Raw genomic sequence first — 25,850 nt, 5'->3', positions numbered from 1 at the left:
CTAGGCCGCGATCCAGCCCCCGAGGCGGCTGCGGATCCGGTGAGGCACCTTGCCCTCGTCCGATGGTGGTGATAGCCATGAGCCATGACTCGCATCACGGCGCGCAGACGCGTCACCCGCATCACGGTGGGACAGCCCGCACGCACCCGCGAGGACGTCCTCGCCGTCGAGGAACCACTCGAGATCCGCGTCGGTGGTCGTTCGCTCGCCATCACGATGCGGACGCCCGGCCACGACGTCGACCTCGCGATCGGCTTCCTCGTCTCGGAGGGCGTCATCGCTCGGGGTGACGACGTCCGGACCGCGCGCTACTGCGCCGGCGCGACGGACGAGGGCGTCAACACGTACAACGTGCTCGACGTCGCCCTGTCCCCCGGCGTCCCCGCCCCCGATCCGAGCCTGGAACGGAACTTCTTCACCACCAGCTCGTGCGGCCTCTGCGGCAAGGCGAGCATCGACGCCGTCCGGACGAGCTCGCGGTACACGGTCGCGGACGACGACTTCCGCCTCGACCCGGCGCTCCTCGTGACCTTCCCCGACCGTCTCCGAGCACAGCAGGCGGTCTTCGAGCGCACCGGCGGTCTGCACGCGGCCGGCCTGTTCGACGCCCGGACCGGCGAGATGCTCGTCCTCCGCGAGGACGTCGGCCGACACAACGCCGTCGACAAGGTCGTCGGATGGGCGGCGAAGGAGGGGTTGCTCCCGCTCCGCTCCATGGTCCTGATGGTGTCGGGGCGCGCGAGTTTCGAGCTCACGCAGAAGGCCTCGATGGCCGGCATCCCGATGCTCGCCGCCGTCTCCGCTCCGTCCTCGCTCGCCGCCGAACTGGCCACCGAACTCGGGATGACGCTCGTCGGCTTCCTCCGCGGCGACTCGATGGTCGTCTACAGCGGAGCGCACCGGCTCGCCGACCCGGCCGCGTCCGACACCGACGGATCGGCACGTTCCGACGGTTCGGCATCGGCCGCACTCCAGACCGGAGCGAACGCATGAGCGCCGAACCACCCGTCGAGGACGTCACGGACGCCGACATCGAGGTCACCCACCCGAAGCACGTCGCCGTCGGCCTGCCCGGCATCCTGCATTCGATGGAGCCTGCCCTCCGGCAACTCGGGCCGAAGCGGACCGCGGAGCTGTTCACCTCGATCAACCAGCGCGGCGGCTTCGACTGCATGAGCTGCGCCTGGCCCGATCCGGACGACCGCAAGAAGCTCGAGTTCTGCGAGAACGGCGCGAAGGCCGTCATCTGGGAGGCGACGCCGGTCGTCGTCCCGAGCGCGTTCTGGGCCGAACACTCGCTCACCGATCTCGCCGACAAGTCGGAGTACTGGCTCGGCATGCAGGGTCGACTCTCGGAGCCCGTCTACAAGCCGGCCGGTTCGGACCACTACCGGCCGGTGAGCTGGGACGAGGCGTTCGCCATCGTCGGCGATCAGCTGCGCGGTCAGGAGTCCCCCGACGAAGCCGTCTTCTACACGAGCGGCCGCGCGTCGAACGAGGCGGCCTTCGTCTACCAGCTCTTCGTGCGCGCCTTCGGGACCAACAACCTCCCCGACTGTTCGAACATGTGCCACGAGTCCACCGGCACGGCGCTCGGCGAGGTCATCGGGGTCGGGAAGTCGACCATCCGGTACGAGGACTTCGAGCAGGCCGACCTCATCATCGTCATGGGCCAGAACCCGGGCACGAACCATCCGCGCATGCTCACGGCGCTCGAGGACGCGAAGCAGGCGGGCGCGACGATCGTCTCGGTGAACCCGCTCCCCGAGGCGGCGCTCGAGCGGTACAAGAACCCGCAGACGGTCCGCGGCATGGTCGGGCGCGGCACGGTCATCTCCGACCAGTTCCTGCAGATCCGGCTCGGCGGCGACATGGCACTGCTGCAGGCGGTCTCGAAGCGGGTCCTGGAGGCCGAGGCGGCAGCTCCGGGGACGATCCTCGACCACGCGTTCCTCGCCGAGCACTGCCTCGGACTCGAGGAGCTGACGGCCCACCTGGCCGACCTCGACGAGGCGGCGGTGCTCGAGGCGACCGGCCTCACGAGCGAGCAGATCGACGAACTCGCCGAGCGCTACATCGCGTCGAACGCGACGATCGTCACCTGGGCGATGGGTCTGACCCAGCACAAGGCGGCAGTCAACGGGATCAAGGAGATCATCAACCTGCTCCTCCTCCGCGGGAACATCGGCAAGCCCGGCGCCGGTGCATCGCCGATCCGCGGGCACAGCAACGTGCAGGGCGACCGGACGATGGGCATCTGGGAGCAGATGCCCGAATCCTTCCTCGCCGCCATGGAGCGCGAGTTCGCGGTCCCGATGCCACGGGAGCACGGGGTCGACGCGGTGAACGCGATCCGAGCGATGCAGCGGGGCGAGGTCCGCACCTGGATCTCGCTCGGCGGCAACTTCGTCGCGGCGATCTCCGACACCGCCGCCGCCGAGGCCGCGATCCGCGGCACGCAGCTGTCCGTTCAGATCTCCACGAAGCTCAACCGGTCGCACGCGGTCACGGGCGAGGCGGCGATCATCCTGCCGACCCTCGGGCGCACCGAGATCGATCTGCAGGCGAGCGGACCGCAGATGGTCAGCGTGGAGGACTCGGTGTGCGCGGTCCACGCCTCGCACGGACGCATCCCGCCGGCAGCGCCCGGTCTGCTCTCCGAGGTCGCGATCATCACGCGCCTCGCGCGAGCGACGCTCGGTGAGGACTCGGGCATCGCCTGGCAGGCGTTCGAGGATGACTACGACACGATCCGCGAACACATCGGACGGGTCGTGCCGGGCTGCGAGGGGTATAACGAGCAGATCCGCCGAGAGGACGGCTTCGTCCTACCGAACGGACCGCGGGACTCCCGCACGTTCACGAACCCCGAGGGTCGCGCCCTGCTGACGGTCAACGAGCTCGAACCGATCCACTGCCCGCCCGGTCGGCTGCTCCTGCAGACCCTGCGCTCGCACGACCAGTTCAACACGACGATCTACAGCCTCAACGACCGGTACCGCGGCATCAAGAAGGGCCGGAACGTCGTCTTCGTCAACCCGGACGACCTCCGCGACCTCGGATTGGAGGACGGGCAGACGGTGGACGTCTTCAGCGAGTGGGCAGGGCAGCCGGATCGGGAGCTCCGCGGCTTCCGCGTCGTCTCCTACCCGACCGCTCGTGGATGCGCCGCGGCGTACTTCCCCGAGGCGAACGTCCTCGTCCCGCTCGACTCGACGGCCGACCGCAGCAACACCCCGGTCTCGAAGGCGATCGTCGTGCGGTTGCAGCCGGCCGCCTGACAGCCGGAGCGACGTCGACCCGGGCAACGGTCTGAGCGGTTCATTCGTACGCTCGGAGGAGCTGCCAGCGTCCGCGCGCGGTGTCGAGTCGGATGTCGAAGACGAAGGACCGGCCGTCTGCAGCGGTCGCCTGGAATCGCCAGGCGGGGGTCGCCGCGGGCGGATGGGTAAGGAACGAGACGTTCGGCTCGAGCGGGGTCGGGGTGTCGGTGACGAGGTACCGGGCTCCATCCCAGAACAGTCGCTCCGGCACGCCTGCCGGCGTCGTCCAGACCGCGATCTCGGTGCTCGTGATCAACATGCGTGGCCTCCCGTCATTCGAACATACGTTCGATAGAGAGTGAGCCTAACCCGACATCCGACGACACGCCAGCCCGGATCGGCCGGGGATTCAGTCTCCCGGCGTGTCGGCGAGGAACTGCTTGATGTCCTCGCCCATCACCGTCGCCTCGGTGTGGTGCAGGTAGTGGCCGCCGTCGAGTCGGACGAGTTCACCCCGCTCGACTCCGGCGAGCTGCTCCTCGTGGAGGGGCACCCAGTCGGAGAGTTCCGGGTCGTCGCCGACGACGAACATGAGGATCGGCAGGTCGGCCGGGAACGCTTGGGATCGGGCCGCCTGGAAGTTGCCCGGCGTGTGGGCGATCTCGTCGAGCAGCGTCGGCGACATCGCGTTGCGGTTCGTCAGGATCGCGAGTTGGCGCTTCGTGGCGGCGTCGTATGGGAGGCCCTCGTACGGGTCGGGCGCGATGGCGGTGAGGAGGCGGAGGATGCCGAGCGCCTTCAGCGTGTCGACGCCGTCGGTCGGCGTCGGCTCGTCGCTTCCGGGCTGGGTCGGGACGCTCGTGTCGATCCCGATGAACGCCGTCACCTCGGCGCGGAACCGCTCCAGATACTCGAGGGCGTAGATGCCGGCGATCGAGTGTCCGGCGAGGACGTACCGGTCGATGCCGAGGTGCTGCAGGGCGGCGTGCACCTCGCCGGCGATGTTGGCCGAGGTCCGGGGCACGTCGGTCTGATCGCTGAGGCCGTAGCCGAACGGCTCGACGACCACCACGCGGTACTGGTCGCGGAGCTCGTCGACGAGCGGCTCGAAGTCGAGGCCGGGTGCCGCGGTGCCCTGGCCGGGCAGCAGGACGATCGTCTCGGCGCCGGAACCACTGATGACGACGTTCATGTCCTTGCCGTCGACGTCGACCAACTGCCCGTAGGGCTGCAGTTCGCCCGCTTCCGACGAACTCGCGACGGCGTTCACGATGCTCGTCGTCGCGAGGCCCGCCGCGACGAGGCCGGCGATCGTGGCGATCGAGATCAGTGGAACCTTCAGGAGCTTGCGCATCGTCACCCATCGTGAGGAGTCGGCGGCGGGCGGTCGCACCGCGCCGATTCCATACTCACGGAGCGAGCGCATCGCCACATCCGCCGCTGGGCGAAGACGTGCCCGACGCGGCTACGCAGTTGTGCGCAAGCGAAGCGAGGCTTCGAGTGCGACCGACGACGGAGCCGACTGGAAGCGGTGGGCTTCCAGCCGGCTCGTGGTCGGTTCGCCTACTCGGCGGGCGGCGGGCTCTGCGGCTCCGCCGGCTGCGGCGCCACCGAAGGCTGCTTCGGTTCCTGCGGAGGACGGGACTCCTGCGGACGTTGCGGGTCCTGCTGCTGAGGCGCGGGCGGAACCGGCGACGACGGGACCTGCGGCTGCGGAGGTCCCCACTGCTGCGGAGCGGGCTGTGCCGGAGCAGGCTGGCCGGGCGCGGAGCCCTGCCAGGACGGCGTGGGCCACTGCTGGCCCGGCTGCTGCGGGGCGGGCTGCCCCTGGTACGGCTGCCCCTGGTAGCCCTGCCCGGGGTGCCCCTGCCCATACTGGCCGGGGTTCGGCTGGCCGGGGTTCGGCTGGCCGGGGTTCGGCTGGCCGGGGTTCGGCTGGCCGCCAAACGGCTGCTGCTGCCCCTGGTGCGGCTGCTGCGGGTACGGCTGCCCCTGGTACGGCTGCTGCGGTTGCTGCCCCGGGTAGCCCTGCTGACCCGGGTAACCCTGCTGACCCGGGTAACCCTGCTGACCCGGGTAACCCTGCACCGGGTACCCGGGTGCGGCCTGCTGGTAGACCTCCGGACGGTACGGCTGCTGCCCGTAGGACACCTGCTCGCCCTCCGGCTTCGGGGAGAACGCCCGCACGATCACGGGGATCACGGCGGAGATCGCCGCAGCGAGCGTCGTGGCCGCGGCGATGCGCCACCACCAGTCCGCCCAGGTTCCCTCGGGGAAGGCCATGGGCAGCACGAGCACGAGGACCGTGGCGATGATCAGCGCGATCGTCACGATGCCGGTGGCCCTGACCACGGTGGACGTGGCACGGGTGACGAAGTGGAGGAAGTACACCTGGATGATGATGAGCGCCAGACGCACGATGATGAGGATGCCGAGGAACAGCATGATCTGCGTGGACCAGACGAACCCGTCGGAGGTGTTCGGCGGCTGGAGCCACCCGTTCCACAGCTTCAGGAGGCCGACGGTGACGAGGAAGATGTTCACCAACGTCGACACCGCGAGGTACCACTTGTTGGGCCCGTGGCCGGCTGCGGCGTCGAGCGACACGGCCCCGACGAAGGCCGCGAGCAGCAGCAGCGTGAGCCAGACCCGCCCGGCGATGTCGGCCTGATCGCCGACGATGATGAAGTATCCGCCGATGATCGCCGCCGCGACGAGCGTTCCGATCGTCAAGGTCAGCGCGAGCACGGCCGACCGTGAGCGGCGCGGTGTGGTCTCGACCATTCGAAATCCCCAATCTGTCGTGAGTGCCAACAGTACCGGGGTGGCATCCGCATGGAAGGGAGGCCTCCCTACCTCTGGGGAGGACGCCCGCTTCTCCACAGCGGAGAAGCGCGGTCGCGGTCGGGCAGTCGATCAGGGGCGGTGGTAGTCGGCTTCGGCGACGTGCTCGAGCCAGGTCGTGCTCGCGGCGGGGTCGTCCGCCCGCTCGAACATCGCGAGGTGCTCCATGTAGTCGTCCGGCGTGGCCCCGTGCCAGTGCTCCTCGCCGGGCGGGGTGTAGACCGTCTGGCCCGGCTGGACGACGAGAACGGCACCGTCGCGCGTACCCATGAGGGCGACGCCCTCGGTGACGTGTAGCGTCTGCCCGTTGGCATGGGAGTGCCACGCGGTGCGGGCACCGGGGAGAAACCGCACCTTCGCGACCACCATGTGCTGGCCGTCCTCCTGCGGCGCGGCCAGCAGGTCGAGGTAGACATCGCCGGTGAACTGCTCGGCGGGGTTCTTGATCGTCGCGGGTTTCGGTTGGATCTGCATACGGACGACGCTACGGCCGTGCACGTCGGCGAGGGAGTGTCCAGCAGTACACCCTTCGGCGATCGCGACAGTACTGTGGACTCCGTCCCCGCCGAGCCCGCAGCGGTGTGACCCCCGAGCCAAGGAGAAGCACATGTCGGTCGGCCTGCTCGCCGTTGTCGATGACATCCTCAGCGCAGCCCTCAAGGCGAGTGCGAAGACCGCCGGCGTCGTCATCGACGATGCGGCCGTCACCCCGCAGTACGTGCAGGGGCTCACCCCCGCGCGGGAACTGCCGGTCGTGTGGCGGATCGCCCGCGGCAGCCTGATCAACAAGTTCGTCATCATCATCCCGATCGCCCTGCTGCTCACGGCGTTCGCGCCCTGGGTGCTGCCGTTCCTCCTCATCATCGGAGGCACCTACCTCTGCTTCGAGGGCGCGGAGAAGGTCATGGAGTGGTTCGGCATGCACCACGCGGAGGCAGAGGAGGACGTCCGCGACGAGAAGAAGCTCGTCTCCGGGGCCGTCCGCACCGACCTCATCCTCAGCACGGAGATCATGCTCATCTCCCTCGCCAGCCTCGACTCCGGGCTCGGCATCTGGATGACGCTGGGGCCCTCCTGGTCATCGGCCTCGTCATGACCGCGGTCGTCTACGGTGCGGTCGCCCTGCTCGTGAAGATCGACGACATCGGACTCCGGCTCATGAAGAACCCGTCACGCGGCGTCCGCCGCACCGGTGCACGGATCGTCGCGTCGATGCCCGCGGTCTTCCGCGTCATCAGCGTCGTCGGCACGGTGGCGATGCTCTGGGTCGGCGGCCACCTCGTGATCGCGAACCTCGCCGAGACGTTCTGGCACGGCCCGTACGACCTCCTGCACGTCGTCACCCACGCGATCGAGGCCGCCGGACCGGTCGTCGTCTGGATCGCCGACACCGCGATGTCCGCGGTGTTCGGACTCGTCCTCGGCCTGATCGTCGTCGCGATCGTGACCGGGATCTCACGCCTGCGCTCACGGAACCAGCCCGCGAAGGCTGCTCACTAGCGGCGATAGCCGCGCTGCCGAGCGTCAGCGGAGCGGGCGGGCGTAGCAGAGCGACATCGGGATGACCTCGTACGGCGAGTAGATCGGGATGGGCTCGTAGCCGAGCCACTCGTAGAGCCGCACGGCCTCGGGCTGGCGGTCGCCGGTCTGCAGGATGAGGCGGGACGCTCCCTCCGCACGGGCGGCGTCCTCGACGGCGGCGATCAGGCGCTTCGAGACGCCCCGGCCACGGTGGCTCGGGAGGGTGACGACTCGCTTGAGCTCCCATTCGCCGTGCAGTCGGCGCAGGGCGGCGTGGCCGACCGGCTCGCCGTCGATGAGGGCCAGGAAGGTTGCGCTGATGTCGGCAGGATCGACGGTGAACGCGGTCAGCGCCCGCTCGGCGGCCGCCGGGTCCCAGTCCTCCCAGGCCGACGCGTACCGTGCGTCCATCTCCTCGTCCATCGCGGCGCGGAGCCGCATGGCCCGCTCGTCGTCCCAGGCGACTCGCTCGATGACGACGGGGTTCAGCTCGGGCATGCGGTTCCTTCGGGACGGGCTGCTGCGGCGCGATCGGCACGTCGACGCCGTCTGCCAGTGTCCCACGCGAAACCCGCACCGGCCCCGTCAAGGACGGCCCGACCCGCAGCGGCGGAGGAGACCGGGCGATGGGGACTCCTGCCCAGCCTGCGCTGCTAGCGTGGCGACCCCCAGGAACCCGTCAACCGCGGAGGCACCGTGCTCACCATCCCAGGCGTCGTCGTCGGCCCCGCGCTCCGACTCATCCGCGCGAACCGTGCCTTCGTCAGCGAGGCCGGCGCGCGTCGCCGGATCCGGGAGCGCACCCTCCGGCCGGCGTCCTACGGTCCGCCCAGCACCCTCCGCAGCGACGTCCGGGTCGACGTCGAACGTTTCGGAGGCTGGCCGGTGTACACCGTGTCCCCCACGCGACGACCGGCGATCGGCGGGGTCGTGTACGCGCACGGCGGCGGCTGGGTCGGCGAGATCGCACCGCAGCACTGGACACTGGCCGCCACCCTCGCGGCGGAGACCGGCGCCGTGGTCACGCTCCCGATCTACCCGCTCGTGCCCTACGGCACCGCGGCCGTGGCGCAGAACGGCGTCGTCGAGCTGGTCCGGCGCAGCATCGAGCGGCACGGGCCGACCGTCCTCGCGGGCGACTCGGCCGGCGGTCAGATCGCCCTGTCGGCCGCGCTCCGGCTCAGGGACGAGGGCGTCGTCCTGCCGATGACCACCCTGCTGTCACCGGCGCTCGACCTCACCTGGAGCAACCCGCGGATCCCCCTCGTGCAGCCGAGCGACCCCTGGCTGGCGACGCCCGGCGGACGCGTGTTCGCGGAGCACTGGCGCGGCGATCTGGACATCACCGATCCGGCCGTGAGCCCACTCTTCGGCGACCTCGCCGGGCTCGGGCCGCTCACGGTCTTGAGCGGGACCCGCGACGTCCTCAACCCCGACGCAGAGTTGCTCGTCGAACGAGCCGAAGCGGCCTGCGTCGAGGTCGACTACCACGAGGGCGCCGCGCAGTTCCACGTCTGGGCGCTGCTGCCGACCCGCGCCGGACAGGCCGCCACGCAGACGATCGTCCACAGCGTCACGCACGGGCTGCGCTGAGTCGCCCGAAACGGCTCGACATCGCGGCGGAATCGAACACCTTCGGGCGACTCAAGGCCGGATCGAGACCGAGCTACGCGGTCCGGCGCTTGCGGACCTCACGCAGGACCATCTGCTCCGGACAGACGGTGGACAGGAAGTCGCCGACCGACAGCGCGAGGCGCTCACCGACGAGTGAGTAGAGGATGCGGTTCGCATCGCGGCGCTCGGAGACGAGGCCGGCCTGGCGCAGGACGCTCAGGTGCCGCGAGATGGTCGGACCGGTGGCGTCGAAGCGTGCGGCGATCTCCCCCGCGGCGAGCTCGCCGTCCTTGAGGTCCTGCAGGATCTGCCGCCGCGTCGGATGAGCGAGCGCGGCGAAGATGTCCGACGCTGTATCTGCCATGTTTGCAATCTAGCACAATTGCGATATACAGTTTCGCTATATTGCTAACAAGCGAAGGAGACAGCATGCGAGTGGCCATCACCGGTGGGACCGGGTTCGTCGGACGACACCTCGCCGAGCGGCTGCAGCACGACGGGCACGAGATCGTCGTCGTCTCCCGACGCACCGGCGTGGAGATCGACGATGTCGAAGCGTTGGCCGCCGCGTTCGCCGACTGCGACGCGGTCGCACACTGCGCCGGGATCAACCGCGAGCTCGGTGATCAGACCTTCCAGCGCGTGCACGTCGACGGCACCCGGGCGGTCGTGGACGCGGCCCGTCGCGCCGGCGTCGGTCGCATCGTGCTGGTGAGCTTCCTCCGCGCGCGCCCCGACTGCGGCTCCGGGTACCACGAGACGAAGTGGGCGGCCGAGGAGATCGTGCGGGGCTCGGGCATCGCGCACACCGTCCTCAAGTTCGGCATGATCTACGGCGCCGGCGACCACATGGTCGATCACGTCACCAAGGCAGTCCGCACCTTCCCGGTGTTCGCGACCGTGGGCTACCGCGAGCGTCTCGTGCGTCCGGTGCCGGTCGCGGACGCCGTCGACGTTCTCGTCGCAGCACTCGAGGGCCGGGTGTCGGAGCCGACCGTCGCGGTCATGGGCGCCGAGGAACTCGAGCTGGGTGCGGCCGTGCGCCGGATCGCGCACGTGGCCGGACGCCGCCCGCTGTACGTCCCGGTCCCCGTCTGGACGATCCGCTTGCTCGCACGCGCGACGGAACGCCTCATGAAGACGCCGCTCGTGGCGAAGGCGCAGGCGCAGATGCTGGCGGAAGGAGTGAGCGAGGCGGCCCCACCGGCACCGGAACTCCCTGCGGACCTCCGTCCCTCACGCCGCTTCGACGAGTCCCGGATCCGTGCCGCGCTCCCCATCGGACGGTTCACCCTCCGCGACCTCCGCCTGTCGCGCTCATCCCACTGAGTCGCCCGGAACTGCTCGAAATCCGTGCAGAATCGCACCGATTCGGGCAGCTCAGCGCGTTGAGGTTGGGAGGGGCCCCGTCGACTCGCGTTCGATAAGTGTGGTCGCGAGCTCGAGGTGGTGGGAGAACGGCTTCTCCCCGCGTGCAGGCGGAGCAGGGTGTCGACGGCGGCCCGGCCGATGTCGTGCATGGACGTGTGAACCGTGGTGAGGCGGGGGACGGTCAGCATGGCCGAGTAGGTGTCGTCGTAGCCGACCACGCTCACGTCATTCGGCACCCGGAGGCCGGCCCGCAGGACGGTGCGCACGACCGCGAAGGCGTCGGCGTCGTTGGTCGCGAACACGGCGGTCGGCGGATCCGTGCGTGCCAGCATGTGCGCGACGGCGTCCCCAGCGGCCCCCATCCCCTCCTCGGAGACGAGGTCGGGATCGAGCGGGATACCCGCCCCGCGAAGTGCTTCGCGGTACCCGACGGCGCGCGCCCGCAGGCCTGGATTCGCCGGGTTCCCTCCGACGAAGGCGATCCGCCGGTGGCCGAGACCGAGCAGGTGCTCGACCGCCTGCTGCCCGCCGGTGGCGTGGCTCGAGCCGATACTCGCGACCGAGCGGTCGAGCGGATCCGGCGAGTCGACCGCGACGAGCGCGATCCCCGCGTCGAGGCAGGCGTCGACGACGTCGGCGGCGATGGGCGTCGTGACGACGATCATGCCGATCGCACCTCGCGACGCGACGCCGTCGACGAAGCTGCGGTCGAGCGCCACCTCGTCTCCGGTCGCATCCGTGGAACCGAAGCCGGAACCGGGCGACAGCACCCGCGTCACGAGATCGACGTCCGACCGCTGTGCCGCGGCGACCATGCCGTCGAGGACACGGAGGGAGTAGACGCTGTGCAGGGTGTCGAACACGACGTGGATGGTTCGCGGAGCACCGGGGATCGACCGCGGTGTCGGGCGGTACCCGAGCTCGCGCACGGCCGCCTCGACCCGGGCACGCGTCGCCTCGGACATGCCCGATCGACCGTTGATCACCTTCGAGACGGTCGCGATCGAGACACCGGCGCGCTCGGCAATCGACGCCAGCGTCGGACCCGTCATCGGTGTTCGTGCCATGGAGTCCCCTTCCGCGTCCCACAGCGGGCGGCCGTCGGTCGCGCCCAGCCTAGCGAAACAGTTTCGAATTGACGCGTTGACGATGCCCTGCGGCCTCGCATACAGTCGGGATCTCGGCGTAAGAAGCCGAAAGACTTTCGCACCCCGATCTGCACTGGAGCACATCATGACCACCATCCCGTTCACCGGCGACTGGATCGTCCGTGCACCCCGAGGCCCCTTCGCCGCCGTTCAGGGCGGCGTGGACGACTCGCTGGCCGTGACCCTCCCGCACGACGCCCTGCGCGATGCCGAGCGCTCGCCGGACGCACTCGCCAAGGGCGGGGCCGCCTACTTCCCCGCCGGCGCGTTCAGTCACGTGAAGACCTTCGAGGTCCCCGCCGAGTGGTCCGGTCGCATCGTCCGGCTCGAGATCCAGGGCGCGTTCCGACACGCGATGGTGTATCTGAACGACGAGTTCGCCGGCAATCGGGCCGACGGCTTCGCGCGCTTCTTCGTCGAGCTCACCCCGTTCCTCCGCTTCGGCGAGACGAACACGCTGCGCATCGAGACCCGCGCAGGTCAGGACTCGCGCTGGTACGCCGGAGCCGGCCTGCACCGCCCGGTCCTCCTGCACGTCGACGACCCCACGCACGTCGAGCCCGATGGTGTCCGCATCACGACGATCCGGATCGAGGACGACCAGGCGGTGCTCGAAGTCGCGACGACCGTCGTCAACCGGGGACTCACCAGGAGTGCGGGCATCCTCGCGACGGAACTCGCCGGACCCGACGGGAGCGTGGTCGAGGGCGAGCGCACGCCGGTCACCGTCGCGCCAGGTGGTACCGCGCTCATCCGCCAGCGGCTGTACGTGCCGAACCCGGCCCTGTGGAGCGTCGATTCCCCCGCGCTGTACTCGGCGCGGACCTCGCTCGAGGTCGACGACCAGCCCGCCGACGAGTCGGCCGTCGTCCACACGGTCCACGGCATCCGCACGGTCACGGTCGACCCGCGGAAGGGTCTCCGCATCAACGGCGAACCGGTGCTGCTCCGCGGGCCTGTATCCACAGCGACAACGGTCCGCTCGGTGCAGCGTCGATCGCGCGCGCCGAGGAACGGCGTGTCCAGCTCCTCAAGGACGCCGGCTTCAACGCGATCCGCGCGGCCCACAATCCGGCGTCGCCCGCCATGCTCGACGCCTGCGACCGCATCGGCATGCTCGTCATGGACGAGGCCTTCGACATGTGGGGCCGGGGCAAGACGGACCACGACTACTCCCTCGACTTCGCGCAGTGGTGGCGGGCCGATCTGGAGTCGATGGTGGCGAAGGACATGAACCATCCGAGCGTGATCATGTACTCGATCGGCAATGAGATCGTCGAGGTCGGCACCCCGCACGGTGCGATCCAGGCGCGGGAACTCGCCGAGCACGTGCGCTCGTTGGATCCGACACGACTCGTGACGAACGGCGTGAACGCGACCCTGGCCGTGCTCGACGATCTGGACGGCATCATGGCGTCGGACCAGGGGTTGAACGAGCTGATGGGCGAAGCGGGCGCGAACATGATGAGCCTCATCGGTTCCTCCGACGCCGTCACGACGCGCACCGAGGAGTCCAGTGCGGCGCTCGACGTCCTGGGTCTCAACTACGCGGACGGCCGCTACGCGAACGACGCCGAGCGGTTCCCGCACCGCGTGATCGTCGGCTCGGAGACCTTCCCGACCCAGATCGGCGACCTCTGGCCGCTCGTCGAAGCGAACCCGAACGTGATCGGCGACTTCACCTGGACCGGGTGGGACTACCTCGGCGAGGTCGGCATCGGTGCGACCTCCTACGCCGAGGACCCCGAGGCGAACGGTGCACTCGAGCGCGAGTTCCCGTACCTCACCGCCTGGTGCGGCGACTTCGACATCACCGGCTGGCGGCGGCCGGTGTCGTACTACCGGGAGATCGTGTTCGGTCTGCGGTCCGAGCCGGCCATCGCGGTGCTCCGACCGGAACGGCACGGGCAGACGATCACAATGCAGTCCCCGTGGGCGTGGAGCGACTCGGTCGATTCGTGGACGTGGCCCGGTTTCGAGGGCGCGCCGGTGACGGTCGAGGTCGCCGCCGACGCCGACGAGGTGGCCCTGCTGCTCGACGGTGTCGAGGTGGCGCGGGGGCCGGTGGGTGGACGTCGGCCGAAGCTCGCCGAGTTCGAGACCGTCTATCGGCCGGGCACGCTCGAGGCGGTCGCGTTCCGCTCGGGCGCGGAGGTCGGCCGCACCGCGCTCGTCTCCGCCACCGGCCCGACCAGGCTCGTGGCGGCCGCCGACCGGACGACGCTCCGCGCGGACGACACCGATCTCGCCTTCATCGCGATCGAGCTGCGTGACGCGGCCGGCGTCCTGGTGACCGGCGCCGACCGCGAGGTCTCGGTCAGCGTCACGGGCGCGGGTCGGCTCGCGGGCTTCGGAACCGGCACCCCGAAGACGACCGAGCGCTTCGACGCGACCACGCGCACCACCTTCGACGGACGGGCGCTGGCGATCGTCCGGCCGACCGGGGCCGGCGCCATCACGGTGACGGCGAGCGGTCCCGGCCTGGAGGACGTCGTCCTGGATCTGGAGGCGGTGGGTCACTGAGTCGCCCGGATCTGCACGGAATCAGCCTGATTTCGCGCAGATCCGGGCGAATGAGCGCGCCTAGTGCGGGTCGAGGCGGTTGAGCATCGCGACCGTCTGGTCGTACTCGCCGCGGACCTCGGCGTAGCGCAGGAACTTGACGTTCTCGACCTGGATCTCCGTGGCGTCGGGCTGCGACTCGATGAGGCCCATGACCTCGTCGGCGAACGCGTCGAGTGGCATCGCGAAATCGCTCTCCTCCTGGCCGGGCATGAGCGAGGTGCGGACGGCCGGCGGGACGAGCTCGACGACGCGGACGCTCGTGGCCGCCAGCTGGAGACGGATCGATTCGCTCAGCATATGGATGGCCGCCTTGCTCGCGTTGTAGGTCGGCGTCACCCGCAGCGGGGTGAAGGCGAGCCCGGACGAGACGGTCATGATCGTCGCGTCCGGTCGGCTGCGGAGCTGCTCGATGAACGCACCGATGAGCCGGATGGGCCCGAGGACGTTCGTCGTGATGATCTCCTCGGCGGTCGCGACGAAGTCGGAACCGGTCCAGTCCTCCCCGCGCATGACGCCGGCCATCGTGATGAGCACGTTCAGCTCCGGGTGCTCCGCGATGACCTGCTTCGCCGCGGCTTCGATGCTCGCGGGATCGGCCGTGTCGATCCGCACGGCATGGAGGCCGGGCTCGTCGGCGGCGATCGACTCGAGGAGTTCGGTGCGTCGCCCGCCGATGATGACGGTGTTGCCGGCTGCGTGGAGACGTCGTGCGAGAGCGAGGCCGATGCCGCTCGTCGCGCCGGGGATGAAGACGGTGTTTCCGGTGATCTGCATGGATCGAGTCTCCGTCGGTGGCGACGGCCGCACCAGGGTCCGGCGATCCATGGATCCGCGATCCCTGGATCGCCTGGCCGCGGAGGCGGATACTGGCGGGATGGATCGCCCAGCGCTCGCCGACTTCCTCCTCCGACACCGATCGACGTTGCAGCCCGCGGACGTCGGTCTGAGCAGCGGACCTCGGCGACGGACGGCGGGGCTCCGACGCGAGGAGGTCGCACAGCTCGCGGCGATGTCGACCGACTACTACGCACGGCTCGAGCAGCAGCGGGGTCCGCAGCCGAGCACGCAGATGCTGGGTTCACTCGCGCGGGCGCTCCGGCTGAGTGCCGAGGAACGTGACTACCTGTACCGGATCGCCGGGCACAACGCACCGACCCGCCTCGCAGCGACCGACTACGTCGCGCCGGCGCTCCTGCGCGTCCTCGACCGGCTCACCGACGCCCCCGCGCTCATCCTGTCGGCGCTCGGCGAGACGCTCGTCCAGAACGATCCTGCCCGGGCGCTGTTCGGTGATGCGAGCCGGTACCGGGGCCTGGAGCGCAGCGCGATCTACCGCTGGTTCCTGCACCAGGAGGAACGCGAGCGATACCCCGCCGAGGACCGGGACCGGCAGAGCCGAGCGCAGGTCGCGTCGCTCCGTGCGGCCTACGGCTCGCTGGGGGCGCAGTCGCCTGCGGGCGAGATCGTCGAGGCGCTCACCGGGCACAGTGAGGAGTTCCGGCGACTGTGGGCGACGCACGAGGTCGGGCGGCGCTTCGAGGACCACAAGGTGCTCATCCACCCCGAGATCGGCCCCATCGAGCTGGACTGTCAGGCCCTGTTCACCGAGGACCAGTCGCAGGCGCTCCTCGTCCTCACGGCCGCGCCGCACACCGAGGCCGCAAGCAAGCTCAAGCTCCTCGCCGTCCTCGGCACCCAGAGCTTCGAGGGTGCGCGGTAGCGGAAGCGCCGGCCGGGCGATTCAGGCCGTCTTGGAGGACGAGCGGAGGACACTCCGAGAAGGCCGTCCGAATCTCCGCTGGAAATCCGCTCCCATCTCAGCAACAAGGGCTCGCTCTTCATCGCTGATCGGGTCGGCCTTCCCCGCAGCGATCCGCTCGGAAAGGACGCTCTTCATGCGATCGTCTTCTGCCACGGGAACCTCCTTCTGACGGAACTCCTATTGTCCATCGCTCCCTCACCGGTGTCCACGGCCCCTCCCGAGACGGCGTGGGTGACGGCGAGGATCATCTCGTACTCGGTTGCGGTCGCTTCCGTACGGAGCGGCTCGAGTGCTCGAATGCCGATCAGCCTGTCCACTCGATGATCCGACCGTGCCAGCGTCAGCGCCCATTCCGCTCGGTGCCACCACTGCTCGCGTTCGGCAGCCTTTCGAGTCACACGAGCCTGACGATCTGCCGCGAGGAACGCGATCCAGGCGGCCTGAACCGGGTCCATCTCGTGGGGAGCTGTTCGCAGAATGCTCCGGCCCAGTGATCCTGTGGAGCGCTGTCGTCAGGCAGTTGCAGCGATCTTCCGGCGACGCCGGACAGCCCCGCCGATCGCGACGCCGACGACCCCGACGATCACCGGGACGACCAGCCCGAGGACGACGACCGCAAGGAGTGCCAGGACGAAGCTCGGCATCAGGCCGCCGCCGATCAAGTCGACCACGAGCAGCGGGATGAACGCCAGCAGGACGAGCCAGGCGAGCCCCGGCTGACGCGACACCGCGAGGATGCCGACCGCGAGCCAGACACCCGCACCCCACAGCAGGAGCCCGAGGGTGAATCGCCAGGAGTCGTACGCCTGGTACGGCAGGAGTTGCGGACCGGGTGCAGCCAGATCCGGGTTGCCGATCACGACCAGCGAGGCGACGACGAGGCCGACGGCGGCGAGGACGAGGGCAAAGACACCGAAGACGCGCACGGCTACCTCCTAGGGTGACGCATTCAATCAGGTGTGGCCCAGCCAACCACACCGAGGGGAGATGTCCCCATTCCCCGGCCGTCGCGCACCGCGTACGTTCGAGGGATGAGCGACGACGGACGCACCGAGACCGGCGAACAATCACCCGCACCGGAGCAGGACAAGCTGCTGATCGAGTGGCTGGAGATCATGCACCCGCGCCTCGCACGATTCGAGGACTTCCTCACACCGCGCGAGGTCGTCACCGATTACTCGCGGGACTCGCTCGTCTCCCTCGAGCGGCTCATCCTCCACCGTTGGCCGGACCGCCACGCCTTCGCGCAGGAGCAGGACACCGATTTCAACGACGGCGCCACGCGATACATCGGCGAGACCTACCTGCGGATCGCCGGGGGCGGGTGGTTCGTGAACCACGATCCGAAGTTTTTGTACTCGGGTCGGCTCTGCATCCTGCTCGACGTCGAGATGCCCGTCCCGATCTCGCCGCTCAACCTGATCACCACGATGCTGAGCCGACGCACCGGCAATGTCCTCACAAGGATCTGGGACGGGCAGACGAAGAACGTCACCGAGCGGCGTCTCACCGAACCGGGCTGGGAGCCGAAGCGCGAGCCATTCCCCGGCGCGATCCCGATGTCCCGCTTGAGCTCAGCCCTCACGCCTTCCGTCCGCTGACCCCCTGGGTCTCAGCCACCCACGCGTCGAACGGCCAGGCGAGATGTGCTGGACTTGCCTGATGACCACACCGCTCGAACGCGCGCTCGCCCTGCAGGCGATGCACGTCTCCGGAGACCCGCTGATCCTGCCGAACGCCTGGGACGTCACCTCCGCCCGCGCCGTCCTGGCGTCCGGCGCCCGCGCCATCGCGACGACGAGTGCCGGGATCGCCTGGTCGCTCGGGTACCGCGATGGGAACGAGCTGACCCGCGACGTCGCCCTCGACGCCGTGCGACGGATCGCGTCCGCGGTGCCCGTCCCGCTCACCGCGGACATCGAGGGCGGCTACGGAGAGACACCGGACGAGGTCGCCGGCACGATCGCCTCCTGCATCGACGCGGGTGCCTCCGGGGTGAACCTCGAGGACTCGCTCCGCCCGATCGCGGAACAGGAACGACGGATCGCGGCAGCACGGTCTGCCGCTGACGAGACCGGGATCCCCCTCTTCATCAACGCCCGGATCGACACGCATCGACTCGGCGACATCGGAGGCGACCGCTGGTTCGACGAGACGGTGACGCGGGCCGCTGCGTATGCACGGGCCGGCGCGAGCGGGATCTTCGTGCTCGGTGCCCTCCGAGCCGACACGATCGAGCGGCTCGCCGATGCGACGACCCTGCCGCTCAACGTCGCCTTCGGTCCGGGAACGCTGACGATCAGCGAGCTCGCGCGAGCCGGCGCGAGCCGCATCAGCGCGGGTTCGTCGATCGCGGAGGCCGCCTACAGCCTCGCGCAGCAGTGGGCGACGGCGATGCTCGAGACGCCCGATGCAGCTCCCGCATCACCGCCCACGCTCGGCTGGGCCGCACTGAACCAGCTCGTCCGGGACTGAACTCCCGGCGGGATCAGCGGGACACCGACCACACGTCGCGGATCGCCTCGAGCTGTCGGTCGATCGTGAAGCCGGAGACGTCCAGAACGACGTCGACCTCCGGTGGCGACGCAAGCAGGTCGTGCAACAGATCGAACTCGGCGTCCGTCAGATACGCGGGGCGCGTCGCTGCACGTGCTCGCGCCTCCTCCACCGGGAGCGTGAGATGGACCACGAGGCAGTCGGGGAGTTCCTCACGGTAGGCCGCGAGCGTGTCAGCCGACACGACATCCGCGATGACCACGTCGAAGCCGGCGTCACCGAGATTGCGAGCGAGCGCCGCGGCGTTCCGGACCGCGAGCAGGTGCTGTGCTCGCCCCTCCGGACCGCTCCAGAGCGTCGCGTCACCGGCCACGATCAACTGCCGAACGTCGTCGGCATCGATGAACGCCGCTCGTTCACGCTCTCCGGCGAGGCGCCTGCCGCAGGTCGACTTCCCGACCGCAGGACCACCCGAGAGCACCAGTGGACGCATGAGCCCCGCCTTCCCTGAGCTGTCAGGCTAGCAATCCATGGCTCGTCGGGCTGATTCGGCATGGCCCGCCGCTTCAGAGGTCGATGAGCCCAGCGACGACCTCGTGCACGACACCGCGCGATACCCTGGGGGCAGTGAACCGTTCTTTCGCTCTGTGACCCAGAGGCCTTTCAGCGACACCCGTTCGCTCCTCCCACGAGGGGCGGTGATTTCGTGCGCCCGGAACGGGAGCTCCCTGCGGAGTTCCCCTGCACCCCGGCCCCCACTCGAAACCACTCCGGAAAGAACACCCACGCATGACGTCCATCGACGCTTCCTCGACCCCCTCAGACGGCCGCTCGGCTCTTCGCGCGAACTGCGGTGACTGCTTCGCGCTCTGCTGCACCGCCTTCGGGTTCCAACGATCAATCGACTTCCCGATCGACAAACCGGCAGGCACGCCCTGCCGCAATCTGGCGGACGACTTCTCCTGCACCATCCACGAATCCCTGCGCCCACGAGGATTCCGCGGATGCACCGTCTTCGACTGCTTCGGCGCCGGCCAACTCGTCTCGCGGGAGCTCTTCGGCGGCACGAGCTGGCGGGAACGCCCCGACACGAGCGCCGAGATGTTCGCCACGTTCTCCGTGGTGCGCCAGCTGCAGGAGATGCGCTGGTACCTCGTCGAGGCCGCAGAGCGGACGGCCGCGTCGGACCTGACAGCGAACATCAGCCGGATCCGTGCCGGGATCCAGCGGATCCTCGACGGCGGCACCTCCGAGATCCTCGCCTGCGACGTCGAGTCCCTCCGCGCCGACGTCCGGCACCTGCTGATCGACGTCAGCGAGGAGGCGCGGGGCGGCTACCTGGCCGGCGTCGAGCGGGACGACGACCTCCACCCGGCAGCGGACCTGGCAGGTCACGACCTGCGCGCTCGTCGACTGTGCGGAGCCGACCTGCGCGGTGCGGTCCTGATCGGCGCGGACCTCCGCGGAGCGGACCTGGCAGGCGTGGACCTGCTCGGTGCCGATCTCCGCGGCGCACGACTCGACGGGGCCGACCTCTCGGACGCCCTGTTCCTCACCCAGATGCAGCTCAACGCGGCACGAGGTGACGCGGCGGCGCTCCTGCCGACCGCCCTCGACCGACCTGGGCACTGGACGACGGCGAGTCGAGCTTCTTCCCCGACAGATGGGGAGTTGTCCCCGTAGGCCTCGGGCGGCCGTTCCCGATACCGTCGATGACATGATCCGCACGCCTCGCGCCCTCGCCCTGACCGCCCTCGTCGCAGCGACCGTCGGGGTCGCCCTGACCGGGTGCTCGAGCCCGCAGCAGGCTCCCGACGACGCTCTGGCGCTCGGCACGGGTGTGGCCGTCGAGGTCGGGACGGGCGTCGAGATGTCGTTCGCCATCGACGACGTCCGAGAGGGGAAGCTCAGCGACCTCGCCGAGATGGGCGTGCAGTCGACGCCGTCGGACGAGGGGAAGACCCCGTACTTCGTCACCTACTCGGTCACGCTGACGGACGGCGACATCAAGGACGCCGACCGCTCCGCACTCCCCGTGCCGACGACGGACGAATGGAAGCTCAGCGGCACGGGCACCTACCAGCCCATCAAGGTCCTGGGCCAGTTCGACTGCACCCCGGACGGCAATGCGACGGCGGGCGTCGCCCCCGACGCCCCGCTCGTCGCCTGCCAGGCCTTCCTCGGCGACAAGAACGCCCTGCCCACGGCCATCGAGGTCAAGGACCTCGGCACCTGGGCGACGAAGGACTGAGCTCCCGCGACTCGAGCTGCACCTGCACCGGCGAACGGTCTTCCACCGTGCGCCGGTGCAGGGTAGTGTCTGCCGTGCGATAAGCGAACAGCGTGTTCCATTATCGAATTCTTGACGATGAAGTGAGGAATCGATGCAGTTCCACCACCACGGCTATGTCTCCGGTGACCCGCGCGTCCTGCCCGCAGCGGGCGTGGGGGTCGATCGACCCGAGGACCTCCCGGACGAGGTCGACGTCCTCATCGTGGGCAGCGGGCCGGCGGGCATGATCGCGGCCGCCCAGCTGTCCCGCTTCCCGTACATCACCACGCGCATCGTCGAGCGTCGACCGGGACGCCTCGCGATCGGTCAGGCGGACGGCATCCAGGCCCGCAGTGTCGAAACCTTCGACGCCTTCGGCTTCGCTGAGCGCATCACCGCCGAGGCGTATCGCATCACCGAGATGGCGTTCTGGCAGCCCGACGCCGAGGACCCAGGTCGGATCGTCCGCGGCGCCCGACCCCTCGACGACACCACCGGCGTCAGCGAGTACCCGCACCTCATCGTGAACCAGGCCCGCGTGCTCGACTACTTCGCCGAGTACATGGCGAACGCCCCGACCCGGATGCGCCCCGACTACGGGTGGGGGTTCCAGGGACTCGAGATCGACGACGACGCGGAGTACCCGGTCGCGGTCACGCTGCTGGACACGAGCGACGAGTCCTCCGGTGAGACCAGGACCGTCCGCGCGAAGTACGTCATCGGAGCCGATGGGGCCCGGAGTGCCGTCCGCCAGGCGATCGGATGCACCTTGGCCGGTGACCAGGCGAACCACGCGTGGGGCGTCATGGACGCCCTGGCCGTCACCGACTTCCCCGACATCCGCACGAAGTGCGCCATCCAGTCGGGCTCCGGCGGCAGCATCCTGCTCATCCCCGCGAGGGTGGACACCTCTTCCGGATGTACGTCGATCTCGGCGAGGTGCCGTCGGGCGGAGGCGAAGCCGTGCGGTCGACCTCGATCGAGCAGATCATCGAGCACGCGAACGCCATCCTCAGTCCCTATCGGCTCGACGTGAAGCACGTCGCCTGGCACAGCGTCTACGAGGTCGGCCATCGCCTGACGGACCGCTTCGACGACGTCCCGCTCGACGAACTCGGCACGCGCACGCCGCGCGTCTTCATCACCGGTGACGCCTGCCACACCCACAGCGCGAAGGCCGGTCAGGGCATGAACGTGTCGATGCAGGACGGGTTCAACCTCGCGTGGAAGCTCGGACATGTGCTCGAGGGCCGCAGCCCGGAGAGCCTGCTCGCGACCTACTCGGCCGAGCGGCAGGTGGTCGCGCAGGACCTCATCGACTTCGACCGGGAGTGGTCGACGCTCATGGCGAAGCGACCGGAGGAGTTCGCCGACCCGTCCGAGCTCGCCGACTTCTACGTGCGCACCGCGGAGTTCCCGGCCGGCTTCATGACCGAGTACAGCCCGTCGGCGATCGTCGGCGAGGCGACCCACCAGCACCTCGCGAGTGGCTTCCCGATCGGCAAGCGGTTCAAGTCCGCCCTCACCTCGCGCGTCGCGGACGCCAACCACATCCATCTCGGACACCACGCCACGGCCGACGGGCGCTGGCGGATCTACGTCTTCGCGGATGCCGCTTCGCCAGCGTCTGGCCGATCGGCGGAGCTCGCCGCCTGGCTGCAGGACGACCCGGAGTCACCGCTCCGCGTGGTGCCCGACGGCGTGCGGGCCGACGACTGGTTCGACGTGAAGATCGTCTACCAGCAGCGCCACACCGACATCGACCTCGGCACCGTTCCGCCGGTGTTCCTGCCGCGCGTCGGCCCGTTCGACCTCATCGACTACGAGAAGGTCTACGCCCGCCATCCCGACGTCGACATCTTCGCCGACCGCGGCATCGACCGAGCGGGTGCCGTCGTCCTCGTGCGGCCGGACCAGTACGTCGCCCACGTGCTCCCGCTCACGGCCACCGCGGAGCTCGCGGCGTTCTTCGACGGCATGATGGGACGGCAGACGACGCACTCCTGACCGTCAGGCAAGCCCGGCGTCGATGTCGGCGAGGTCCAGCACGAAGCGGTACCGGACGTCGTTGCGGGCCAGCCGATCGAGCGTGACGTCCACGTCCGCAGCCGGCACCACCTCGACGTCCGCCGTCACGCCGTGGGTGCCGCAGAAGTCGAGGAGGTCCTGCGTCCACCGGCGACCACCGCTCCCGGCCGACGTCAGACGCTTCCGGCCGAGGAGCAGGTCCATGGTCTGGATGTCGATCGGCCCGAGGTAACCGAGCGAGCAGAGCGTCCCGTCGAGGTCGAGGACGCGGAGGTACGGCGCGAGATCGTGCCCCACCGAGACCGTGTCGATGACGAGGTCGAGGCTGCCGGCCGCCGCAGCCATGGCGTCGGCGTCGGTCGACACGACCACCCGGGACGCCCCGAGCCGCAGCGCGTCGGTCGACTTGCCCTCGGAGGTGGTGAACACGGTGACCTCGGCACCGAGCGCACGACCGAGGCGGACGGCGAGGTGACCGAGACCGCCGAGGCCGACGACGCCGAGTCGCGTCCCCTCCCCCACGCCGTTGGTGCGGAGTGGCTCCCAGACGGTGATGCCCGCACACATCAGGGGTGCGACGCCGGCCGGGTCGAGGGAGGTCGGGCGGTGGTAGACGAAGCTGTCGCGCACGACGTAGCGCCCGGAGTACCCGCCGAGCGTCGTACTGCCGTCGACGCGGTCGCGGCCGGCGTAGGTGAGCGTCGGGAACTCCACGCAGAAGTTCTCCTGGTCGCGCAGACACATCGTGCAGGTTCCGCACGAGTCCACGATGTTGCCGACGGCGACGGCGTCGCCGGGCGCGAAGGACGTCACGTCCGAGCCGACGGCGACGACTTCGCCGACGAACTCGTGACCGGGCACGAGCCCCGCATCCGGGCCCACGGAGGCGAGCGCGTGCAGGTCGCTGTGACAGACGCCGCAGTGCGTGACGCGGACGTCGACGTCGTCCGGTCGGAGCTCGCGGCGTTCGATGACGGTCTGCTGGAGCGACCGAGGGGCGACCGTGGACATGAGGGCGGTTGTGCGCATGCGGTCGATACTACCTACTAGTTGGTAGTATCGATACACTCGAGCGATGAACACCGCAGAACAGACTCGTCAGCGCATCCTCAACGCCGCGACCGAGGAGTTCGCCACCCACGGCATCGCCGGCGCACGGGTGGACAGGATCGCCCAGCGCTCGGGCATGAGCAAGCCGATGATCTACGCCTATTACGGTGCCAAGGACCAGCTGTTCGACGCCGTCTTCGACGCGCATGTCATCGCCAACGGCGATCGTGTGCCGTTCACGGCAGCCGAGCTCCCCGAGTACGCGGCCCGGCTGTACGACGACTACCTCGCCGATCCTGCGCTCGCCCGCCTCGTCATGTGGAAGCGGCTCGAGCGCGAGAGCACCGGCTACCTCTACAGCGGCCTCGAGGACCACGACCTCCGCCACCTCCGAGACATCGAGGCCGAGCAACGAGCCGGGTCGATCCGCGCCGACCTCGACCCGACCGACGTGTGGGCATTGCTCATCTCGACCGCGGCGACCTGGGCCCAGGCGTCCATGACGGTCGTCGCCACGTCCGCCGACTCACCTGAGGTGCACGAGCGCCGGCGCGCGGCACTGGCTGCGACGATCCGCGACGGTCTCTGCGCTCAGGAGTAGCGCGGCGAGGATCAGCACGACGGCGAGTGCCGCGGTGAGCACCGTCGTACCGATCACGAGGAGAGCAACGATCGCGCCCAACCCGAGGAGGACGGCGACCGTGATCCGGCCACGCGACTGGCTCGCGATCGGTGTCGGAACCGCCTCGACGCGCGCGAACACCGTCGCGACCAGTGCGGTCAGCGTCAGTGCCACCGCCAGCCAGAAGGGTCGTCCGAACCACCACTCGAGGCTGCCCGGCGCGGGGAGGGCGATGCCGGTCGTCAGCGCGAACGCGGCGGACGCGCCGGCCATGGCGAGGAGTACCGGCATGTGCCAGAGGTAGATCGTCATGGCGCGCCGGGTGACGAAGTCGGTCACGAACGCGATCCGGCGACGCGCGCTCAGCCGAGTGAGTCGTTCGCGGACGAGCGACAGCAGTGCCGTGTGGGCGACGCCGACGAGGAGCAGCGCCGCGGTGGGCGGGTTGATGTTCGCGATGAGGTCGCTTGAGTAGACGCCGGTCCACCAGGTGAACACGAGGACGACGACCGCCCCGACACCGGCGAGGACCCGGACACGCCCGCTGAGCGCGCCGATCGAGCCGTCCGCCAGGAAGAACCCGAGTTGCTGGAGCGCGGTCCAGACGAGGACGAGGTTGATGAATCCGAGGGCGTCGACACCAGTGGCCGCACGCAGGACGTCGACCAGCACGGCGGCGATGGCGAGCGCCACGATCGACCGGAGCGGTGCGCGCTCGTGAGCGGCGGCGAGCGCAGGCAGCAGTGCCTGGCAGAGCAGGAAGACGCCGAGGAACCAGAGTGGCTGGCCGAACCGGAAGCCGGCCATGGCGACGAGGTCGGCGGGGACACCGGCCACGGTCAGCATCGCGAGGGCGGCTCCAACACAGCCGATGGTGACGACCGCGGGGAGCAACAGGCGATGGAGCCGCGCGGCGACGAACGCCGAGGCCGGCGCACCGTGCGACCGGTGGCGTCGATACGCGAGCAGGCCGGCGAACCCGCCGATGACGAAGAAGAGCGGCATGACCTGCAGGATCCAGCTGAGCGGGGCGATCCAGACGGTTCCGTCACTCGCATTCTCGAACACCGGACCGGCGGAGGTCACCGTCACGCCGACCATCATCGCGTGCAGGACGACGACACCGACGATGCAGCAGGCACGCACGAGGTCGATCCCACGGTCACGGTCGCCCCGGGTGCGATCGGCTCGTGTGTGATCGGCTCGTGTGTGATCGGTTCTGGCGTCGATCGGTGCTGCGTGGGTGATGGCCATGACGGTCCTCCTCGGTGATGTCCGAGGAGGTTACGAACGC

23 protein-coding genes and 4 pseudogenes are annotated in these 25,850 nt (G+C 69.6%); 14 read left to right on the top strand and 13 right to left on the bottom strand.

Annotated features, from left to right (window positions below; genetic code table 11):
• Positions 1-84: 84 nt before the first annotated feature.
• Positions 85-993, top strand: coding sequence for a formate dehydrogenase accessory sulfurtransferase FdhD (fdhD, locus tag FGL15_RS10420; RefSeq protein WP_138945976.1), 909 nt, complete (start codon positions 85-87; stop codon positions 991-993).
• Positions 990-3,281 (top strand): FdhF/YdeP family oxidoreductase, encoded by a 2,292-nt coding sequence (locus tag FGL15_RS10415; protein ID WP_138945975.1) that lies wholly within the window; start codon positions 990-992, stop codon positions 3,279-3,281. The genes fdhD and FGL15_RS10415 overlap by 4 nt, the downstream gene beginning before the upstream one ends.
• A 40-nt stretch (positions 3,282-3,321) precedes the next feature.
• Here FGL15_RS10415 and FGL15_RS10410 read toward each other — a convergent pair whose 3' ends face one another.
• The 4 genes from FGL15_RS10410 to FGL15_RS10395 form a co-directional block, all read right to left on the bottom strand.
• Positions 3,322-3,582: a hypothetical protein gene (locus FGL15_RS10410; protein WP_138945974.1), complete on the bottom strand. Its 261-nt coding sequence runs from the start codon at positions 3,580-3,582 to the stop codon at positions 3,322-3,324.
• A gap of 90 nt (positions 3,583-3,672) precedes the next feature.
• Positions 3,673-4,617, bottom strand: coding sequence for an alpha/beta fold hydrolase (locus FGL15_RS10405; protein WP_138945973.1), 945 nt, complete (start codon positions 4,615-4,617; stop codon positions 3,673-3,675).
• Positions 4,618-4,826: 209 nt separating this feature from the next.
• Positions 4,827-6,047, bottom strand: a complete 1,221-nt coding sequence (locus tag FGL15_RS10400; protein WP_138945972.1) for a hypothetical protein — start codon at positions 6,045-6,047, stop codon at positions 4,827-4,829.
• A gap of 132 nt (positions 6,048-6,179) precedes the next feature.
• The gene (locus tag FGL15_RS10395) at positions 6,180-6,581 is read right to left on the bottom strand and encodes a cupin domain-containing protein (RefSeq protein ID WP_138945971.1); all 402 of its coding nucleotides are present in this window, start codon (positions 6,579-6,581) and stop codon (positions 6,180-6,182) included.
• A gap of 133 nt (positions 6,582-6,714) precedes the next feature.
• On the opposite strand from FGL15_RS10395, the pseudogene FGL15_RS10390 reads away from it, so the two are divergent.
• A pseudogene (locus tag FGL15_RS10390) lies at positions 6,715-7,607 on the top strand (DUF808 domain-containing protein).
• A 24-nt stretch (positions 7,608-7,631) separates the two neighbouring features.
• On the opposite strand, the gene FGL15_RS10385 reads toward FGL15_RS10390, so the two are convergent.
• Positions 7,632-8,126, bottom strand: coding sequence for a GNAT family N-acetyltransferase (locus tag FGL15_RS10385; protein ID WP_138945970.1), 495 nt, complete (start codon positions 8,124-8,126; stop codon positions 7,632-7,634).
• 198 nt (positions 8,127-8,324) lie between these two features.
• Here FGL15_RS10385 and FGL15_RS10380 point away from each other — a divergent pair, with 198 nt between their 5' ends.
• A complete protein-coding gene (locus FGL15_RS10380; protein WP_138945969.1) occupies positions 8,325-9,221 on the top strand; it encodes an alpha/beta hydrolase fold domain-containing protein in 897 nt (298 codons plus the stop codon).
• Between the two features lie 73 nt (positions 9,222-9,294).
• On the opposite strand, the gene FGL15_RS10375 is transcribed toward FGL15_RS10380, so the two are convergent.
• A complete protein-coding gene (locus FGL15_RS10375; protein ID WP_064295846.1) occupies positions 9,295-9,606 on the bottom strand; it encodes a metalloregulator ArsR/SmtB family transcription factor in 312 nt (103 codons plus the stop codon).
• Positions 9,607-9,671: 65 nt separating this feature from the next.
• Between FGL15_RS10375 and FGL15_RS20910 the strand changes: the two genes are divergently transcribed.
• Positions 9,672-10,571: an NAD-dependent epimerase/dehydratase family protein gene (locus tag FGL15_RS20910; RefSeq protein WP_138945968.1), complete on the top strand. Its 900-nt coding sequence runs from the start codon at positions 9,672-9,674 to the stop codon at positions 10,569-10,571.
• 122 nt (positions 10,572-10,693) lie between these two features.
• Here FGL15_RS20910 and FGL15_RS21510 read toward each other — a convergent pair.
• Positions 10,694-11,665: pseudogene (locus FGL15_RS21510) on the bottom strand (LacI family DNA-binding transcriptional regulator); the annotation flags it as partial.
• Between FGL15_RS21510 and FGL15_RS20900 the strand changes: the two are divergent.
• Together FGL15_RS20900 and FGL15_RS10355 are read left to right on the top strand one after the other, a co-directional pair.
• A pseudogene (locus tag FGL15_RS20900) lies at positions 11,577-12,563 on the top strand (sugar-binding domain-containing protein); the annotation flags it as partial. The pseudogenes FGL15_RS21510 and FGL15_RS20900 overlap by 89 nt on opposite strands.
• The gene (locus FGL15_RS10355) at positions 12,548-14,284 is read left to right on the top strand and encodes a glycoside hydrolase family 2 TIM barrel-domain containing protein (RefSeq protein WP_138945966.1); all 1,737 of its coding nucleotides are present in this window, start codon (positions 12,548-12,550) and stop codon (positions 14,282-14,284) included. The pseudogene FGL15_RS20900 and the gene FGL15_RS10355, both read left to right, overlap by 16 nt.
• Positions 14,285-14,344: 60 nt before the next feature.
• Here FGL15_RS10355 and FGL15_RS10350 read toward each other — a convergent pair whose 3' ends face one another.
• Complete coding sequence (locus FGL15_RS10350) at positions 14,345-15,100, bottom strand: SDR family oxidoreductase (RefSeq protein WP_138945965.1); 756 nt, start codon at positions 15,098-15,100, stop codon at positions 14,345-14,347.
• 100 nt (positions 15,101-15,200) lie between these two features.
• Here FGL15_RS10350 and FGL15_RS10345 point away from each other — a divergent pair, with 100 nt between their 5' ends.
• Entirely contained in the window at positions 15,201-16,046 is an 846-nt protein-coding gene (locus FGL15_RS10345; RefSeq protein WP_138945964.1) for a helix-turn-helix transcriptional regulator, read from the top strand.
• Between the two features lie 173 nt (positions 16,047-16,219).
• Here the strand turns inward: FGL15_RS10345 and FGL15_RS10340 are convergent, their stop codons facing one another.
• Together FGL15_RS10340 and FGL15_RS10335 are read right to left on the bottom strand one after the other, a co-directional pair.
• The gene (locus FGL15_RS10340; RefSeq protein ID WP_138945963.1) at positions 16,220-16,405 is read right to left on the bottom strand and encodes a hypothetical protein; all 186 of its coding nucleotides are present in this window, start codon (positions 16,403-16,405) and stop codon (positions 16,220-16,222) included.
• 195 nt (positions 16,406-16,600) lie between these two features.
• Complete coding sequence (locus FGL15_RS10335; RefSeq protein ID WP_138945962.1) at positions 16,601-17,014, bottom strand: hypothetical protein; 414 nt, start codon at positions 17,012-17,014, stop codon at positions 16,601-16,603.
• Between the two features lie 105 nt (positions 17,015-17,119).
• Here FGL15_RS10335 and FGL15_RS10330 point away from each other — a divergent pair, with 105 nt between their 5' ends.
• Both FGL15_RS10330 and FGL15_RS10325 read left to right on the top strand, forming a co-directional pair.
• Entirely contained in the window at positions 17,120-17,689 is a 570-nt protein-coding gene (locus FGL15_RS10330) for a hypothetical protein (RefSeq protein WP_138945961.1), read from the top strand.
• A gap of 61 nt (positions 17,690-17,750) precedes the next feature.
• Positions 17,751-18,563, top strand: a complete 813-nt coding sequence (locus FGL15_RS10325; protein WP_138945960.1) for an isocitrate lyase/phosphoenolpyruvate mutase family protein — start codon at positions 17,751-17,753, stop codon at positions 18,561-18,563.
• A 13-nt stretch (positions 18,564-18,576) separates the two neighbouring features.
• Here FGL15_RS10325 and FGL15_RS10320 read toward each other — a convergent pair whose 3' ends face one another.
• The gene (locus FGL15_RS10320) at positions 18,577-19,077 is read right to left on the bottom strand and encodes an AAA family ATPase (protein ID WP_138945959.1); all 501 of its coding nucleotides are present in this window, start codon (positions 19,075-19,077) and stop codon (positions 18,577-18,579) included.
• Positions 19,078-19,373: 296 nt separating this feature from the next.
• On the opposite strand from FGL15_RS10320, the gene FGL15_RS10315 reads away from it, so the two are divergent.
• From FGL15_RS10315 to FGL15_RS10305, 3 genes and pseudogenes are all read left to right on the top strand, one after another.
• Entirely contained in the window at positions 19,374-20,267 is an 894-nt protein-coding gene (locus FGL15_RS10315; protein ID WP_138945958.1) for a pentapeptide repeat-containing protein, read from the top strand.
• 34 nt (positions 20,268-20,301) lie between these two features.
• Positions 20,302-20,835 carry a hypothetical protein gene (locus tag FGL15_RS10310; protein ID WP_138945957.1) on the top strand — a complete coding sequence of 178 codons (534 nt, stop codon included), beginning with the start codon at positions 20,302-20,304 and terminating at the stop codon, positions 20,833-20,835.
• Between the two features lie 133 nt (positions 20,836-20,968).
• A pseudogene (locus tag FGL15_RS10305) lies at positions 20,969-22,863 on the top strand (FAD-binding monooxygenase).
• A gap of 3 nt (positions 22,864-22,866) precedes the next feature.
• Here FGL15_RS10305 and FGL15_RS10300 read toward each other — a convergent pair.
• Positions 22,867-23,913, bottom strand: a complete 1,047-nt coding sequence (locus tag FGL15_RS10300) for an NAD(P)-dependent alcohol dehydrogenase (RefSeq protein WP_138945956.1) — start codon at positions 23,911-23,913, stop codon at positions 22,867-22,869.
• Between the two features lie 46 nt (positions 23,914-23,959).
• Here FGL15_RS10300 and FGL15_RS10295 point away from each other — a divergent pair, with 46 nt between their 5' ends.
• Entirely contained in the window at positions 23,960-24,535 is a 576-nt protein-coding gene (locus FGL15_RS10295; RefSeq protein WP_138945955.1) for a TetR family transcriptional regulator, read from the top strand.
• On the opposite strand, the gene FGL15_RS10290 is transcribed toward FGL15_RS10295, so the two are convergent.
• Positions 24,461-25,810 carry an acyltransferase gene (locus FGL15_RS10290; protein WP_138945954.1) on the bottom strand — a complete coding sequence of 450 codons (1,350 nt, stop codon included), beginning with the start codon at positions 25,808-25,810 and terminating at the stop codon, positions 24,461-24,463. The genes FGL15_RS10295 and FGL15_RS10290 overlap by 75 nt on opposite strands.
• Between the last annotated feature and the right edge of the window lie 40 nt (positions 25,811-25,850).

This window comes from Plantibacter sp. M259 (assembly GCF_006065115.1).
GTDB lineage: Bacteria > Actinomycetota > Actinomycetes > Actinomycetales > Microbacteriaceae > Plantibacter > Plantibacter auratus.
This window is presented reverse-complemented; position numbering and strand designations above follow the sequence as displayed.

Excerpts from the sequence above, each read along its gene's own strand:
- fdhD (WP_138945976.1), top strand. The coding sequence starts at position 85 with ATGACTCGCATCACGGCGCGCAGACGCGTCACCCGCATCACGGTGGGA.
- FGL15_RS10415 (WP_138945975.1), top strand. The coding sequence starts at position 990 with ATGAGCGCCGAACCACCCGTCGAGGACGTCACGGACGCCGACATCGAG.
- FGL15_RS10410 (WP_138945974.1), bottom strand. The coding sequence starts at position 3,582 with ATGTTGATCACGAGCACCGAGATCGCGGTCTGGACGACGCCGGCAGGC.
- FGL15_RS10405 (WP_138945973.1), bottom strand. The coding sequence starts at position 4,617 with ATGCGCAAGCTCCTGAAGGTTCCACTGATCTCGATCGCCACGATCGCC.
- FGL15_RS10400 (WP_138945972.1), bottom strand. The coding sequence starts at position 6,047 with ATGGTCGAGACCACACCGCGCCGCTCACGGTCGGCCGTGCTCGCGCTG.
- FGL15_RS10395 (WP_138945971.1), bottom strand. The coding sequence starts at position 6,581 with ATGCAGATCCAACCGAAACCCGCGACGATCAAGAACCCCGCCGAGCAG.
- FGL15_RS10385 (WP_138945970.1), bottom strand. The coding sequence starts at position 8,126 with ATGCCCGAGCTGAACCCCGTCGTCATCGAGCGAGTCGCCTGGGACGAC.
- FGL15_RS10375 (WP_064295846.1), bottom strand. The coding sequence starts at position 9,606 with ATGGCAGATACAGCGTCGGACATCTTCGCCGCGCTCGCTCATCCGACG.
- FGL15_RS20910 (WP_138945968.1), top strand. The coding sequence starts at position 9,672 with ATGCGAGTGGCCATCACCGGTGGGACCGGGTTCGTCGGACGACACCTC.
- FGL15_RS10350 (WP_138945965.1), bottom strand. The coding sequence starts at position 15,100 with ATGCAGATCACCGGAAACACCGTCTTCATCCCCGGCGCGACGAGCGGC.
- FGL15_RS10345 (WP_138945964.1), top strand. The coding sequence starts at position 15,201 with ATGGATCGCCCAGCGCTCGCCGACTTCCTCCTCCGACACCGATCGACG.
- FGL15_RS10330 (WP_138945961.1), top strand. The coding sequence starts at position 17,120 with ATGAGCGACGACGGACGCACCGAGACCGGCGAACAATCACCCGCACCG.
- FGL15_RS10325 (WP_138945960.1), top strand. The coding sequence starts at position 17,751 with ATGACCACACCGCTCGAACGCGCGCTCGCCCTGCAGGCGATGCACGTC.
- FGL15_RS10320 (WP_138945959.1), bottom strand. The coding sequence starts at position 19,077 with ATGCGTCCACTGGTGCTCTCGGGTGGTCCTGCGGTCGGGAAGTCGACC.
- FGL15_RS10315 (WP_138945958.1), top strand. The coding sequence starts at position 19,374 with ATGACGTCCATCGACGCTTCCTCGACCCCCTCAGACGGCCGCTCGGCT.
- FGL15_RS10310 (WP_138945957.1), top strand. The coding sequence starts at position 20,302 with ATGATCCGCACGCCTCGCGCCCTCGCCCTGACCGCCCTCGTCGCAGCG.
- FGL15_RS10300 (WP_138945956.1), bottom strand. The coding sequence starts at position 23,913 with ATGCGCACAACCGCCCTCATGTCCACGGTCGCCCCTCGGTCGCTCCAG.
- FGL15_RS10295 (WP_138945955.1), top strand. The coding sequence starts at position 23,960 with ATGAACACCGCAGAACAGACTCGTCAGCGCATCCTCAACGCCGCGACC.
- FGL15_RS10290 (WP_138945954.1), bottom strand. The coding sequence starts at position 25,810 with ATGGCCATCACCCACGCAGCACCGATCGACGCCAGAACCGATCACACA.